At 62.5% G+C, this 13,424-nt stretch carries 11 protein-coding genes; 2 read left to right on the top strand and 9 right to left on the bottom strand.

The window, feature by feature from the left end; all coding sequences use genetic code 11:
- Nucleotides 1–30: 30 nt before the first annotated feature.
- From OVA07_RS17095 to OVA07_RS17070, 6 genes are all read right to left on the bottom strand, one after another.
- Entirely contained in the window at nucleotides 31–411 is a 381-nt protein-coding gene (locus tag OVA07_RS17095; RefSeq protein WP_268172886.1) for a Rap1a/Tai family immunity protein, read from the bottom strand.
- Between the two features lie 26 nt (nucleotides 412–437).
- Nucleotides 438–1,229, bottom strand: coding sequence for an IclR family transcriptional regulator (locus OVA07_RS17090; RefSeq protein ID WP_268172885.1), 792 nt, complete (start codon nucleotides 1,227–1,229; stop codon nucleotides 438–440).
- Nucleotides 1,230–1,365: 136 nt separating this feature from the next.
- Nucleotides 1,366–2,493 (bottom strand): zinc-binding dehydrogenase, encoded by a 1,128-nt coding sequence (locus OVA07_RS17085; RefSeq protein WP_268172884.1) that lies wholly within the window; start codon nucleotides 2,491–2,493, stop codon nucleotides 1,366–1,368.
- Entirely contained in the window at nucleotides 2,490–3,353 is an 864-nt protein-coding gene (locus OVA07_RS17080) for an isocitrate lyase/PEP mutase family protein (RefSeq protein ID WP_268172883.1), read from the bottom strand. Before OVA07_RS17080 ends, OVA07_RS17085 begins: the two co-directional genes overlap by 4 nt.
- A 14-nt stretch (nucleotides 3,354–3,367) precedes the next feature.
- Nucleotides 3,368–5,251, bottom strand: coding sequence for a hydantoinase B/oxoprolinase family protein (locus OVA07_RS17075; protein WP_268172882.1), 1,884 nt, complete (start codon nucleotides 5,249–5,251; stop codon nucleotides 3,368–3,370).
- Between the two features lie 13 nt (nucleotides 5,252–5,264).
- Nucleotides 5,265–7,313 (bottom strand): hydantoinase/oxoprolinase family protein, encoded by a 2,049-nt coding sequence (locus OVA07_RS17070; RefSeq protein ID WP_268172881.1) that lies wholly within the window; start codon nucleotides 7,311–7,313, stop codon nucleotides 5,265–5,267.
- Between the two features lie 271 nt (nucleotides 7,314–7,584).
- On the opposite strand from OVA07_RS17070, the gene OVA07_RS17065 reads away from it, so the two are divergent.
- Nucleotides 7,585–9,099 (top strand): aldehyde dehydrogenase family protein, encoded by a 1,515-nt coding sequence (locus OVA07_RS17065; RefSeq protein ID WP_268172880.1) that lies wholly within the window; start codon nucleotides 7,585–7,587, stop codon nucleotides 9,097–9,099.
- On the opposite strand, the gene OVA07_RS17060 is transcribed toward OVA07_RS17065, so the two are convergent.
- Nucleotides 9,063–9,971 (bottom strand): LytTR family DNA-binding domain-containing protein, encoded by a 909-nt coding sequence (locus OVA07_RS17060; RefSeq protein ID WP_268172879.1) that lies wholly within the window; start codon nucleotides 9,969–9,971, stop codon nucleotides 9,063–9,065. The two genes, OVA07_RS17065 and OVA07_RS17060, sit on opposite strands and share 37 nt — an antisense overlap.
- A 190-nt stretch (nucleotides 9,972–10,161) precedes the next feature.
- Between OVA07_RS17060 and OVA07_RS17055 the strand changes: the two genes are divergently transcribed.
- A complete protein-coding gene (locus OVA07_RS17055) occupies nucleotides 10,162–11,646 on the top strand; it encodes a flavin monoamine oxidase family protein (protein WP_268172878.1) in 1,485 nt (494 codons plus the stop codon).
- A gap of 2 nt (nucleotides 11,647–11,648) precedes the next feature.
- On the opposite strand, the gene OVA07_RS17050 is transcribed toward OVA07_RS17055, so the two are convergent.
- Nucleotides 11,649–12,395, bottom strand: coding sequence for an SDR family NAD(P)-dependent oxidoreductase (locus OVA07_RS17050; RefSeq protein WP_268172877.1), 747 nt, complete (start codon nucleotides 12,393–12,395; stop codon nucleotides 11,649–11,651).
- A complete protein-coding gene (locus OVA07_RS17045; RefSeq protein WP_268173280.1) occupies nucleotides 12,385–13,407 on the bottom strand; it encodes an NADP-dependent oxidoreductase in 1,023 nt (340 codons plus the stop codon). The genes OVA07_RS17050 and OVA07_RS17045 overlap by 11 nt, the downstream gene beginning before the upstream one ends.
- Nucleotides 13,408–13,424: the final 17 nt, after the last annotated feature.

Below are 13,424 nucleotides of genomic sequence, written 5' to 3'. Positions count from 1 at the left end.
TCCGGAGCGATGAACCGGGGAGGTGGGCTGCTATTGCGTCTTCGTGCGCCGCTTCGGCACCGGCTTGGCCTTGGGTTGCAACTTCGGCCAGGCGTCCGCGATGGCGGTTTTCACCACCGTCCGCCCCTGCTTTTCCAAAATCTCAGGATGATCGGTCATATAAGCGACCACCACATCGCGCACTTTGCCTGCGCTGATGTCATCCGGTGTGACCGGGGGCTGGGGCAGGGCGCGATAGCCGTCGAGCACGCCCATTACGTATGACAGGCACATTGCCCGGTCGACCGGCGCGGTGCTGGTGCATGTATCGTTTAGCTGGCTGCCGTTCATCCATTCGGCGTGCGCGGGGGTGGCGGCAAAGGCCAACCCCGCGCCACACGCGAACAGCCAATTCGTTCGTCTGATGCTCATGTCAGCACGGCAACGCGCGCCGTGGCTCAGGCGTTCCCCAACGGTGTGTTCGACAGATCGTGGCTGATTGCGGCTGCCGTCGCTTTGAGTTCGTCCAGATACATTTCCAGCGCGGCGGACAGCTTCATCGCCGCAACGAAGAACACCATGGTCATCGCCGCTTCGAACCGCCCATTCTTGAAGATGGGCACGGCGATGGACGAGGTCTTGCCCGGCGTCAGGTTGAAGTGGTTGCGGCCCTGCATGGCATAGCCTTCGGCGCGGATGCGTTCCACATCAAGGCTGACTTCGGCGGTGGCAAGGTAGTTGAGGTCGATATCCTGCGATACGCGCATGAAGCGAAGGATCATCTCGCGCTCTTCATCTTCGGCAAAGGCCATCGACACTTTGCCCGATGCGCTGTCCAGAATGGGCAGGGTGAAGCCGGGGTAATAATGTTCGAAGGTGAGCGAGGAGTTGGCGTGGGTGCTGTCGCGCAGCATCATTTCGCGGCCCACGCGGATGGCCACCGACACCGGCCAGCCTACCCGCGCAGTCAGCGCAACGATGTGGGGGCGGGCGATGTTGACCAGTTCGTCGTCATGCTGGAACCCGGTGGCCAGTGTCTGCACCAGCGCAGTCGGGCGATAGCGTTTGCGCGAAGGTTCCTGTTCAATCAGGCCTTCATACAGCAGCGTCTGCACGATGCGGCAGGCGGTGGGGTAAGGCACTTCAGCAGACTTCGCGATTTCCATCATCGAAAGCGAACCGTGGCGGTTGATCGCCTTCAACGCGGCGATTGACCGCGTGATAGACCGGATCGGAACACCCTTTTCCATAACGACTCCCCTTGGCACCTTTGCTTTCGCGCAGACTGCCAAGAGAATGTCATATGACCGAATTGTTTAAGAGATTATCCGACTATCGGATAAAAAGGTCTTCAAAACGGAACAGTTCGTCAGTTGGATAGAAGGCTTACCAAGCGGGCACGACGACCTGACGAATGGCCTTGCCCTGCGCCAGCTTGTCCATCAGCTCGTTGATTTCCTCCAGCGGGCTGACCGATGTCAGCAGCTTTTCCACCGGCAGGCGACCTGCTCGCCACAACGCGATGTAACGCGGAATGTCGCGTGCCGGGATGGACGATCCCATATAGCTGCCAATCAGGGTCTTGCCGTCTGCCACCAGTGAAAGTGCATTTATTTCAAGTGCTTCCGAAGGGTTGGGCAGGCCCACGGTAACAACCCGTCCGCCACGCCGTGCAGCCTGATAGGCGCGCGAAAGCACCACTGCCTTGCCCACGGTTTCGATCACTACGTCTGCGCCAAACAGGGCTTCTTCTTCGCCCGGCGCCACGGCTGCCGCCGCGCCCAGTTCCAGCGCCAGCGCGCGCTTTTCGGGTGAAGGGTCAACTGCCGTAACCGGCTGCGCCCCTGCGGCCAGCGCGCCGATCAGCGCGGCAAGGCCAACCCCGCCAAGGCCATAGACCAGCACCGATTCGCCGGGGCGCACAGCAGCGGTGTTCATCACCGCGCCAACGCCGGTCAGCACCGCACAGCCGAACAGCGCAGCGGTTTCGGGCGGGATGTCCTTGTCGATCTTCACCAGTGAACGGCGATCGACGACGGCCTGCGTGGCAAAAGCCGACACGCCCAGATGGTGATGGACGGTCGTGCCATCACACGACAGGCGCGATCCGCCTTGCATCAGTTCGCCTTTGCCATTGGCAGCGGCGGCATTGGCGCAAAGATAACCCTGCCCCGAAGCGCAAGGCACGCAATGCCCGCAGGAAGGCAGGAACACCAGCACCACGCGGTCCCCCACGGCCAGCGATCCGTCGCCGGCATCGCCCAGCGCCAGCACCGTGGCTGCCGCTTCATGGCCCAGCGCCATCGGCATGGGGCGGGCGCGGTCCCCGTTGATGACTGAAAGATCGGAATGACACAGGCCCGCCGCATCGATCCGCACCAGCACTTCACCGGGTTTCGGATCGGCAAGGTCCAGCGTCTTCACTTCAAGCGGCTTGTTGTCCGCGTAAGGCGGAGGGTTGTTGCCGCTTTGCGCAAGGACGGCGGCGGCGATGCGGCGGGTCGTCGTGGTCATGCGGGAACCTTCCCCCACTTCTTTTCAAACGCCCAAACGTCTTCAAAGCCGATCAGTGAACAGAATTCGCTGAAATCGAACAGACCGTCGGGCTGGCCAATGCCATGATCCTTCAGATCGTGCAGGGCCTTTTCCATCGCCGCGCAGGCCGCAAGGCTGGTGAGCGAGGGGTAGATGGCATAGGCATAACCGATTTCGGCCAGCACTTCAGCAGGCGGAACCGGCGTCTTGCCGTGGTTCGACATGTTGGCCATGCAAGGGCGGTCCAACACTTCGCAAGCCTTGCGCATTTCCTCTTCGCTGTGCAGCGCTTCGGGGAACAGCACGTCGGCACCGGCCTTCGAATAGGCTTCCATCCGGCGCAGCACGCCATCCAGACCTTCGCTTTCACGCGCGTCGGTGCGGGCGATGACCACGAAGTCCTCGCTTTCACGCGCGTCCACCGCAACCTGGATCTTTTCCACCATGTCTTCGGTGGAAATCAGGCGCTTGAACGGCGTATGGCCGCACTTCTTGGGAAATTCCTGATCTTCGATCTGGATCGCGGTGACGCCCGCCGCTTCATAGCCCTTGACCGTGTGATGCACGTTCAACAGCCCGCCATAACCGGTGTCGCCATCGGCAATGACCGCGGCATTGCTGGTGCGGGCCAGCGTTTCCATGCGGTTCTTCATTTCTGTATAGGTCGCGATACCCGCATCGGGCAGGCCCCACGCCGAAGCGGTGAGCCAGTACCCGGTGCCATAGACGATATCGAAACCGACCTTGTTGGCGATGACAGCCGTAATCATGTCCTGAATGCCAGGCACGACGAAGAACTTGCCAGAATTCAGCTTCTGGCGAAAAATCGGATTAGCCACGGTTTTTCCGTCCTTTATTCGGCAGCCTCGGCCAGCTCGTCCGCATTCGCCCAGCGAGGCGGAGTGGGTGCGGGCAGACCGGTTTCGGCAAGGCAGTTGGCGCGCAGCGTTTCAATATCGGGACCGAAGTTGAACACGCCCATTTCGCCACGTTCGCTTCGCATCTTGGCGCGCAGCGCATCGGTTGCCGCAGTGTCAACCGCGCCATCCTTCAGCACCACACCATAACGCAGCGCGCCCTTTTCGGTGACCAGACCCTGCGCCAGTTCCTTGGCCAGCAGCGCCGGATCACGGTCCAGCGGGTCGCCCCAGCCGCCACCGCCCCAGGTGATGAAGTGCAGGCGGTCACCCGGTTCCACCGGATAGTCCTCGATCTTGTTGCCGACGACCACTTCGGTGCCATCGGCCTTGACCAGAACCTTGCGCGCGCGGGCACCCGGTTCGCCACCGTTCACGCCCCATGGCGGCACGAACCAGCGGTCATCGTGGATGGCAATGGTACCTGCTTCCAGGAAGCGATAGACCATGTCGATCCCGTTGCCGCCACGGTGCAGGCCTGCGCCGCCGCTGTCGGCCACGGTTTCATAGCGTTCGATGACCAGCGGGAAGTAGCGTTCAAGGAACTCGTTCGGCACGTTGGTAAAGCCGGGGAACAGCGAGTGCCCGTCAGGGCCATCGCCCAGCGGACGGCCCGGAATGCCGCCAAAGCCGATCTGGAACAACTGGAACCATTTGCCCTGCTTGTCCGTGCCTGCATAAAACAGGTGGGGGCTGGACGAGAAGCCCGCTGCGTTCAGGAATTCCGGCGTCTTCTGGCCCAGCAGACCGCCCAGAATGTCGAACAGGCGGCCCAGAACGTGGGTGCGGCCCGAAAGGGCGGCGGGGAACTTCGGCTTCAGCAGCGAACCTTCGGGGATGCGCACATCGATCAGGTCGTAATAGCCGTCGTTGAACAGGATCTGCGGATCGAAGATCATGATCATGTAGATGCCGAAGAACATGCGCATCATGTTCTCGTTCAGCAGCATGTTGATCGATGCCTGGCTCTGCGGGTCGGTACCTGCAAAATCCAGGACAACGCGGCCATCTTCGCGCCACATCGTGCACTTGATCTTGTAGGGGCCAAAGCCCATGCCATCGTCACAGATGTAGTCTTCGAAGCTGACCGGCTCTTCGCTGATCGAGCTTTGAATCAACTGCTTCATCGCGCGGTGGTTGCGCTCCAGCAGCATGGTGGTGGCCGACGTGAACACATCGTCGCCAAAGCGCACGGCCATTTCATAGACGCGGCGGGCAGCCACGCGGCACGATGCGATCAGGGCGTTAAGGTCGGCCTTGCACCAGTCCGGGGTGCGGGTCTGGTGCATGACCAGACGGATCAGGTCTTCGTTGTATTCGCCCTTCTTCCAGATCTTGACGGGCGGAATGCGCACGCCTTCCTGGAAGATCGACGTGGCGTGGATCGGCATCGACCCCGGCACCATGCCGCCGATGTCGGACTGGTGCCCGAACATCGAGGTATAGGCGATCAGGCGGCCATCCTTGAACACCGGCAGCAGCACCAGCCAGTCGTTCGAGTGGCTGATTGCGCCCTGCACCGAATAAGGGTCGGACAGGAAGATAAGGTCGCCCTCTTCGACCGTGCCATCGTAACCGTCAAGGAACGGGCCGATGTACGAACCGAACTGGCCGACGATCATCTTGCCGGTGTGATCGGCGATGAGCGGGAAGGCGTCTCCCTGTTCGCGGATGCCGGGCGACATCGCGGTGCGGACAAGCGTGGCGTCCATTTCGATACGCGCATTGCGCAGCGCGTTTTCGATGATGTCCAGTGTTACCGGATCGACCGGAACGGTGGCAAAGGGCGTTTCATTAGCCTGGATGATCTGTGCGGGCATGTGTCTGCCTCCCTCAGGCGAGATGGATCAGGATGTTGCCGACATGGTCGACAGTGCCGGTGCAGCCGGCTTCGATCAGCGTGGTGGAATCCATTTCCGTCACGATGGCCGGGCCGGGGATGATATCCCCCGCACGCAGCTTGGCGCGGTCATAGATTACTGCCGGAACCATGGCGCCATCGGCCCACAGTTCATGGTCGCGGACCTTGGCCGCAATCGGGTTGCCATCGCCCTGTTCCAGCGCGGGGGCGGGCAGATCGAGTGCAGGCCCCATCGCCACGGCGCGCAGGTTCACCAGTTCGTGCGCCGAATCCATGTTGAACGTGAACAGGCGCTTGTGTTCGGCGTCAAACCGGTCGGTCACGCCCTTCAAGCCATCGCGGCGCAGCACGTCTGCGTCGATGGAAAGCGGCACTTCGAAGGCTTGCCCCTCGTAACGGATGTCCAGTTCGAACTGGCTGGTCACGTCAGCATCGGAAATGCCTTCGGCGGTCAGTTCCGAACGGGTCTGCGCGGCCATTTCATCCAGCAGTGCCAGCACTTCGGCTTCGTCCGTTTCGTCCACGCGGCGGCTGAACGAACGTGCGGTTTCGGTGCGCATCCGCGTCGTCGCATCGCCCAGCGCGCACAACACGCCCGGCGAAACCGGCGAAACCGCAGGCCACGAACCCATCAGCTTGGCCACGGCATTGACGTGCAGCGGACCTGCACCACCAAAGCCCATCACCGCAAAGTCACGCGGGTCATAGCCCTGCTGGACCGAGATCATGCGCAGCGCGCCGAACATGTTTTCGTTCACGATGTCGATGATGCCGCGTGCCGCTTCCATAAGGCCGATGCCCAGTGCATCGGCAATGGTCTGCACGGCCTTCTTCGCGCCTTCGCGGTCAAGCTTGAACGTGCCGCCCAGCAGGTTTTCGGGCAGATAGCCCAGCACCACGTTGGCGTCGGTCACGGTCGGCAGCGTGCCGCCCTTGCTATAGGCCACAGGGCCGGGAACCGCGCCCGCCGATTGCGGGCCAACGCGCAGCGCGCCGGTCAGTTCGGGCACATAGGCGATGGAACCCCCGCCTGCGCCCACGGTCTTTACGTCCAGCGCCGATGCGCGCACCGAAAGGTGGCCCACTTCGGTCGTGCGCTGGCGACGCGCTTCAAGGTTTTCGATCAGCGCAACGTCGGTCGATGTACCGCCAACGTCCAGCGTCAGGATGTTCTTGATGCCGCCGTTGCGACCCACCCAGATTGCGCCGGTAACGCCGCCCGCCGGGCCGGACATAAGCAGCGACACGGGATGTTCTTCCGACTTTTCGGAAGACATCAGCCCGCCATCAGACCGCAGCAGCGACAGCGAACCTGCCATGCCCGCACCGCGCAACCGGTCGCGCAGGTTGCGCACATATTTGCCCACCACCGGACGCACCGCGGCGTTGGCCACCGTGGTCAGGGTGCGTTCGTATTCCTGCATTTCGGGCAGGACTTCGTGGGAAAGCGACATCGGCACGCCGGGCATGATTTCCGCTGCCAGTTCACCGATACGCTTTTCGTGCGCGCCGTTCAGGTATGCGTTCATCAGGCTGATGGTCAGCGCTTCAACGCCGCTGTCGCGCAGCGCGACAAGGGCTTCGCGCACCTGCGCTTCGTCCAGCGCTTCCAGCTCGCGCCCTTGCGCGTCCATGCGGCCCTTGACTTCGATGGTGTCTTCCAGCGCGGCCAGCGGCACGGGCTTGGGCCATACGATCCAGCCAGCAAGACCGCCGGGCACGAAGCTGCGGGCAATCTGCATCACCTGACGATAGCCGTCAGAGGTGATGAGGCCGACGCGCGCGCCCTTGCCTTCCAGCACGGCGTTGGTCGCAACCGTGGTGCCGTGCAGGAAAAATTCCACATCGGCAGGGCTGATTCCGGCCTTGTCGCAGATCGCCGTCACCCCGTTCAGGATGCCTTCGGAACTGTCATGCGGAGTCGATGGCGTCTTGTTGCGCCAGAACTCGCCGGTTTCCTGGTTGAAAAGAAGCAGATCGGTGAACGTCCCGCCGACGTCCACACCCAAACGATAGGTCATGCGTTCCCCATCTGACTGTGCCTTAATGGCTATGTCCGGTTCCGGTCGGCACACAGTCCGCTTTTGGCGGATGCAGCTTTCCGGCTGTCGATAAAATGGCTTTGGACCGATCAACGTGACGGCCCGTATGCGGTGTTGTGGCTAACTTGCCTTGAACGTGAAAGTGCTTTTGCGGATAACTCTATCCGCCCAGCGGCTTTTTGGCGACGTGGCCGATAAGGCATGGCGCGCCCGCCATAGGAATGCGTCAGCGCAAAGGAGTTTTTCGCCCATGGTTTCGCCGTCCTTCTCGTTCGATCCAGCTTCGCTTCGTGCCGATGTCCGCGCGTTCCTTGATCGCCGCGCGCGTGGGGAAGGTCTGCTGATCGATGGGCAATGGCACAGCGCAGCCAACACGTTCGCCACGGTCGATCCCGCCACGGGAATCGAACTGGGGCAGATTCCCGCCGCCGGTGCCGCACAGGTTGATACTGCCGTCGCTGCCGCCCGTGCCGCGCAAAAGGGCTGGGCCGCCACGGTTCCGGCTGAACGCGCGCGCATCCTGTGGAAGATCGCGGATCTGATTGAAGCCAACATCGATGAACTGGCCGAGCTTGAAACGCTCGATCAGGGCAAACCGTTGTTTGTGGGCCGCTGGGCCGAAATCCCCGGTGCCGCCGCCCAGTTCCGCTTCTTTGCGGGGCAAGCCATGGCGATTGAAGGCAGCACGATCGAAAATTCGATCAACTATCAGCCGGAGGGCAAGCAGATGCGGTCATGGACCGTGCGCGAAGCGGTGGGCGTGGTTGCCGCCATCGTGCCGTGGAATTCGCCGCTGGTGCTGACCGCGATGAAGCTGGCCCCGGCGCTGGCGGCCGGTTGCACCGTGGTCCTGAAACCTGCTGAAGACACCTCGCTCACCGCCATCCGCCTTGGCGAACTGATGGTCGAAGCGGGCGTTCCGGCGGGTGTCATCAACGTCATCACCGGGCTTGGCGGTGAAACCGGTGCGGCACTGGCCGCGCACCCCGGCGTCGACAAGATCGCGTTTACCGGATCGACCGCCACGGGCCGTGCGGTGCTGGACGCGGCCAAGACCAATTTCAAGCGCGTCACGCTTGAGCTGGGGGGCAAATCGCCCTCGATCGTCATGCCCGATGCCGATCTTTCGCTGGCGATTCCCGGCGTTGCCAATGCCATCTATTTCAACGGCGGACAGGTGTGCATCGCCGGATCGCGGCTTTATGTTCACCGTTCCATCCACGATCAGGTGGTCGAAGGCGTCGCCGCCTATGCCAAGGGCCTGAATGTGGGCCACGGCCTTGCCCCTGAAACACAGATGGGTCCGGTCGTCTCTGCCCGCCATGCAGAGCGCGTCGAAGGCTTTTTGCAGCGCGCCAAGGGTCAAGGCGCAACCATGCTGACCGGCGGCGAACGCTTTGGCGATGCAGGCACTTTCATCCAGCCCACCGTGGTCGTCGACGTGCGCCCCGACATGGAAATCGTTCAGGAAGAAGTGTTCGGCCCGGTTCTGGTGGCACAGGCCTTTGACGATGTTGAAGAAGTCATCGCCGCCGCCAACGACAGCCAGTATGGCCTGGCCGCCAGCGTCTGGACCGAAGGCTTCAGCAACGCCCACCGCATGGCGTCCGACATCAAGGCCGGCACCGTGTGGATCAACTGCCACGCGATGTATGACGCATCGCTGGCCATCGGCGGCGTCAAGCAATCGGGCTGGGGCCGCGACAGCGGCAGGCAGGCACTGGAAAACTACCTTGAATGGAAGACCGTCTGCGCCGTGGTGTAATCGGCCTCGGCTTTTAGAAAGCCCGCCATTTCAACCGATTGGCGGAATGACCGGCTGACCGGTATTTCCACCCCGCCTGCCAGTTGCAGGCGGGGTGCGGTTTTGGGGCCGACCACGGCCTGCACTGCGCCTGCGGCAACCCAGTGGCTGCGGTGAACCTGCAGGCCCAACCCGCCCAGTTCACGCATGGCATCTGACAGGCGGTAAAGGATCAGCGCTTCGCCGCAGTCGGTGTAGACGCGCAAATAGTGTTGTTCGGCGCTCAACGCCCGGACGTTGCCCTGTGCCGATGCGTGGATCTTGGCCATGAAAGCGGGTCTGCCAGCGTGGATTAGGACCGCCGAATGATCGGGCGATGGCGGCACGGGCGGACAGTAGCCAAAGCACGGCACTTTCCACAGATGGAACATGCCAAGGTTCAGCAAGGGCCAGGTCAGAAAGCCATAGAAGTGGGTGGAAAGAAACTTGGCCGCGTCCAGATCAAGGCCGGGCAGGGGCCGGTCCAGCGGCAGATGGGGGAACGCCGCGTAATAGGTGTGAACCCACGCGCGCAGCACCAGATCGGATGGCACGGCGGCAAGGAATACGCCCGCCAGCAGTGTCAGCAGCAGCGGCGCGCCAGCCCGGCGCAGGCGCGGTGCGATCAGTCGCGTGGTCAGATCGTTCATCCACCACCCGCCGAACGACATGCCCGCCCAGAAGGCCAGCGCATGATATTTGGGCCATGCCATCGTCCGCCCCACTTGCGGCCACCCGCTCAGGAACGCGAGCAGCAGCGGCAGGGCAAGGTAATGGACCGCCGCATGCCGGGGAGTGAGCCCAAGAATGCGCGGTTCGTCCGATGCCCAGAAATTGCGCGTCAGAAATGTCATCGTCGCCATGGCACAAGACAGTGCCGCAGGTGCCTTGCGGATTCCAGCGCCATTCGTGCTGCACGAATGGCATTCGTGCGTTCTGGCCACCAGTCGGGAAGGCGTGGTTGCGGAGGTTTTGGGGCTGGCGGCAATGATATGCCTGAAGCTGGTTTTAACAAAGGCCGCGCCGTCCTGTGGAGATCGAACAATGCTGACTCGCCGCAATATCCTCGCCGCCGGTGCGGCGGGCACTGCTGTTCTGGGCCTGCCGCGCATGGCCTTTGCTGCAGAAAAGGCCGACGTGGTGATTATTGGCGCGGGGCTTTCGGGCATGCACGCCGCCCAGATGCTGACCGATGTGGGCATGAAAGTGGTCGTGCTCGAAGCGCGCGACCGTGTGGGCGGGCGCGTTTCCACGGTGCAGACCATGGACGGGCCGATTGACGTGGGCGCAAGCCAGATTGGCCGTGGCTATGCCCGCGTGCTGGATGCGGTGCAGCGTTATGGTTTGAAGCTGATCCCCGAAGACCGTGATCTTCTGGCCTTTGGCGGATATTTGCAGGGCCAGTGGATCGATCCCAAGACTTGGGACAGCAACCCGCTGAACAAGACCGTGGGCGACGAACGCAAGATCAACCCGATTCTGATGGGGCAGGCGGTCACGGCCAAGTTCAATCCGCTCAAGGAAGTGGATGACTGGCTGAAGCCGGAATATGCCAATCTCGATATTTCGCTGCGCCAGTTGATGAAGCAGAACGGGTATAGCGATGCGGCCATCGAACTGGCCCGCCATTCTGCACCGGGCATCGGTCTGGATGAAACATCGATGCTGCGCATGTGGCAGGAAGAAACGCGCGGCGCGGCCGACCGCCGCATGGGCAAGCCCGAAGCGCAGGAGGACCGCCAGCAGCCCTTTGGCGAAGTGAATGATCGTCAGCAGATCAGCGGGCTGGCATCGATCAACAATATCGTGGGCGGCACCAACCTGTTGCCGCTGGCCATGGCGGCCAAGCTTGGCAATGTGGTGCGGTTGAACAGCCCGGTTTCGCGAATCGACATGACCGGAACCGGGGCAACCGTGACGACAACCGACGGCACGGCCTATTCGTCGCGCTTCGTGGTGTCTGCCGTGCCGTTCCCGATCCTGCGCAAGATCGCGATCACCGCCAGCGTCGACAATCCGCTGCAACGCCGCGCCATTACCGAAATGCCCTATGCCAACACAGCGCGCATGTATCTCAGCGTGGACAAGCCGTTCTGGAAAGAAGACGGGCTTCCCGCCTCGTTCTCTACCGATGGTCCCATCGGCATGTTCTGGGGCATCGACAACCACCCCGGCGAAGGCCGCCACCGCGCGATGGTGGTGATGGTGGGCCTTGTCGCGCAGGCCATGTCACGAATGCAGCATGAAGAGGCCGAAAGCTTCATCCTGCGCGAACTGGTGCGGCTGCGTCCGGCGGCAAAGGGTGCGCTCCGCCTGCAGACCTACAAGGACTGGATGACCGATCCGTTCCAGCTTGGCTGCGGGTTCAGCCTTGCGCCAGGCCAGGTCAACGCCTTTGGCCGCACGATGACCGACCCATGGCAAGTGCTGCACTTTGCCGGCGAACACACCCGCCGCGTCGATTATGGCATGGAAGCAGCGATGGAAAGCGGCGAGCGCGTGGCGGTGGAGATCAGCACCAAGGCCTGACCTTAATGGCGCGCCATCGCGCCGCCATCCACGAACAGGCCATGGCCTGACATGAATCGGGCGTCGTCGCTGCACAAAAAGGCAACGACGTCCGCAATGTCCTGCGGCTGGCCAAGGCGGCGCAAGGGGGCCTTGTTTTCCCAGAAGGTGCGGTATTCGGGCATCTGGGTAAAGGCGGGCGCGGTCATTGGTGTGTCTATCGCTCCGGGTTGCACGCAATTGGCGGTCACGCCAAACGGCCCCAGTTCAGCCGCGACGGATTTGGTGAAGCCCAGCACCGCATGTTTGGATGCGGCATAGGCGCACAGCCCTTCGTCGCCATAACTGGACGTGGTGGACCCGATGGTCACCACGCGCCCGTTGCCCGACGCCTTCAGATGCGGCACCGCATCGCGGACAAGGCGGAACACGGCAAACAGGTTCACATCCAGCACGCGCCGGAAATAGGCATCGTCATGCCCTTCCAGCGGATGAAACGCGCTGATCCCGGCGCAGGGCACCACTGTATCCAGTCCGCCCATGGCCTTTACCGCCTGTTCCACCAGCGCGGCGTTGGCGTCATCTGCGCCAAGGTCGGCCACGAAATCGACATCGCCCTTCACATCGGCGGTAAAGACCTGCGCACCATCGGCCCGCAGCCGCGCGGCGACCGCAGCGCCAATGCCCGATCCTGCACCGGTGACAATGGCCTTGCGGCTTAGCAGGCGATCTGACGACGCCTTGCGGCCTAGCAGGCGATCAGAGGCCATCGGCGATCTTCAGCACGAGCTTGCCGGTGTTCGCGCCGCTGAACAGGCGCATGAAGGCGTCATAGGCGTTCTCAAGCCCTACCTGAACGTCCTCATCAATGCGCAAGCGGCCCTGCGCCATCCAGTCCGCCATCACCGCGCCACCCTCGGCAAAGCGGGGTGCGTAATCCATGATGAGATAGCCATAGATCGTGGCCTGCTGGGCCAGCACCTGCCACAGATTGCGCACGCCGACCTTTTCGGGCGAGTTGTATTCGCTGATAAGCCCGCACAGCACGATTCGCGCTTTCTTGGCCAGGTTCAGCAGTTCGGCTTCCATCACCGTGCCGCCCACGTTTTCAAACACCACGTCTGCCCCGTCCGGTGCGGCGGCGCGGATTTCGGCGGCAAGCTGGCCCACCGATTTGCCTTTGTAGTCGATGGCCACGTCGAAGCCGTAGTCTTCGGTCAGGCGGCGGCACTTTTCCGCGCCTCCTGCAATGCCGATGACCCGGCACCCCATGATCTTGCCGATCTGGCCCACGGCGGAACCCACAGCACCCGCCGCGCCCGATACAAGCAGCGTTTCACCCGGTTGCGGTTTTGCCACATCGGTCAGCCCGAAATAGGCGGTCAGGCCCACCGCGCCCATGGCCGACAGGAACCGTGATGGCGAATCGACCAACGCTGTATCAACCTTCATGGTGAAGCCACCGGTCTGGTTGACCGAATAGTCCTCCAGCCCGTTCAGCCCCATTACCCAGTCTCCCACGGCAAAATCGGGCGTGTCCGATGCGGCAACCACGCCGATGGTGGTGGCGCGCACCGGATCGCCCAAGGGGATCGGAGGCATGTAACTGGGCGCATCGTCCATCCATCCGCGCTGTGCCGGATCAAGCGAGGCATAGCAGTTGCGCACCACGAATCCGCCAGCTGGCGGGGTGGGAACCGGTTGTTCTACCAGCGCAAAATCGTCCGGAACGGGCGTGCCCACCGGGCGACGGGCAAGGAGGAAGCGACGGTTTACGGTCATCTGCATGGCTCGCTAAT

Source organism: Novosphingobium sp. SL115 (assembly GCF_026672515.1).
GTDB lineage: Bacteria > Pseudomonadota > Alphaproteobacteria > Sphingomonadales > Sphingomonadaceae > Novosphingobium.
Note: the sequence above shows the minus strand (reverse complement) of the source record. Positions and strands in the feature narration are given on the sequence as shown.

Excerpts from the sequence above, each read along its gene's own strand:
- OVA07_RS17095 (WP_268172886.1), bottom strand. The coding sequence starts at position 411 with ATGAGCATCAGACGAACGAATTGGCTGTTCGCGTGTGGCGCGGGGTTG.
- OVA07_RS17060 (WP_268172879.1), bottom strand. The coding sequence starts at position 9,971 with ATGACATTTCTGACGCGCAATTTCTGGGCATCGGACGAACCGCGCATT.
- OVA07_RS17070 (WP_268172881.1), bottom strand. The coding sequence starts at position 7,313 with ATGACCTATCGTTTGGGTGTGGACGTCGGCGGGACGTTCACCGATCTG.
- OVA07_RS17050 (WP_268172877.1), bottom strand. The coding sequence starts at position 12,395 with ATGGCCTCTGATCGCCTGCTAGGCCGCAAGGCGTCGTCAGATCGCCTG.
- OVA07_RS17065 (WP_268172880.1), top strand. The coding sequence starts at position 7,585 with ATGGTTTCGCCGTCCTTCTCGTTCGATCCAGCTTCGCTTCGTGCCGAT.
- OVA07_RS17085 (WP_268172884.1), bottom strand. The coding sequence starts at position 2,493 with ATGACCACGACGACCCGCCGCATCGCCGCCGCCGTCCTTGCGCAAAGC.
- OVA07_RS17075 (WP_268172882.1), bottom strand. The coding sequence starts at position 5,251 with ATGCCCGCACAGATCATCCAGGCTAATGAAACGCCCTTTGCCACCGTT.
- OVA07_RS17090 (WP_268172885.1), bottom strand. The coding sequence starts at position 1,229 with ATGGAAAAGGGTGTTCCGATCCGGTCTATCACGCGGTCAATCGCCGCG.
- OVA07_RS17055 (WP_268172878.1), top strand. The coding sequence starts at position 10,162 with ATGCTGACTCGCCGCAATATCCTCGCCGCCGGTGCGGCGGGCACTGCT.
- OVA07_RS17045 (WP_268173280.1), bottom strand. The coding sequence starts at position 13,407 with ATGACCGTAAACCGTCGCTTCCTCCTTGCCCGTCGCCCGGTGGGCACG.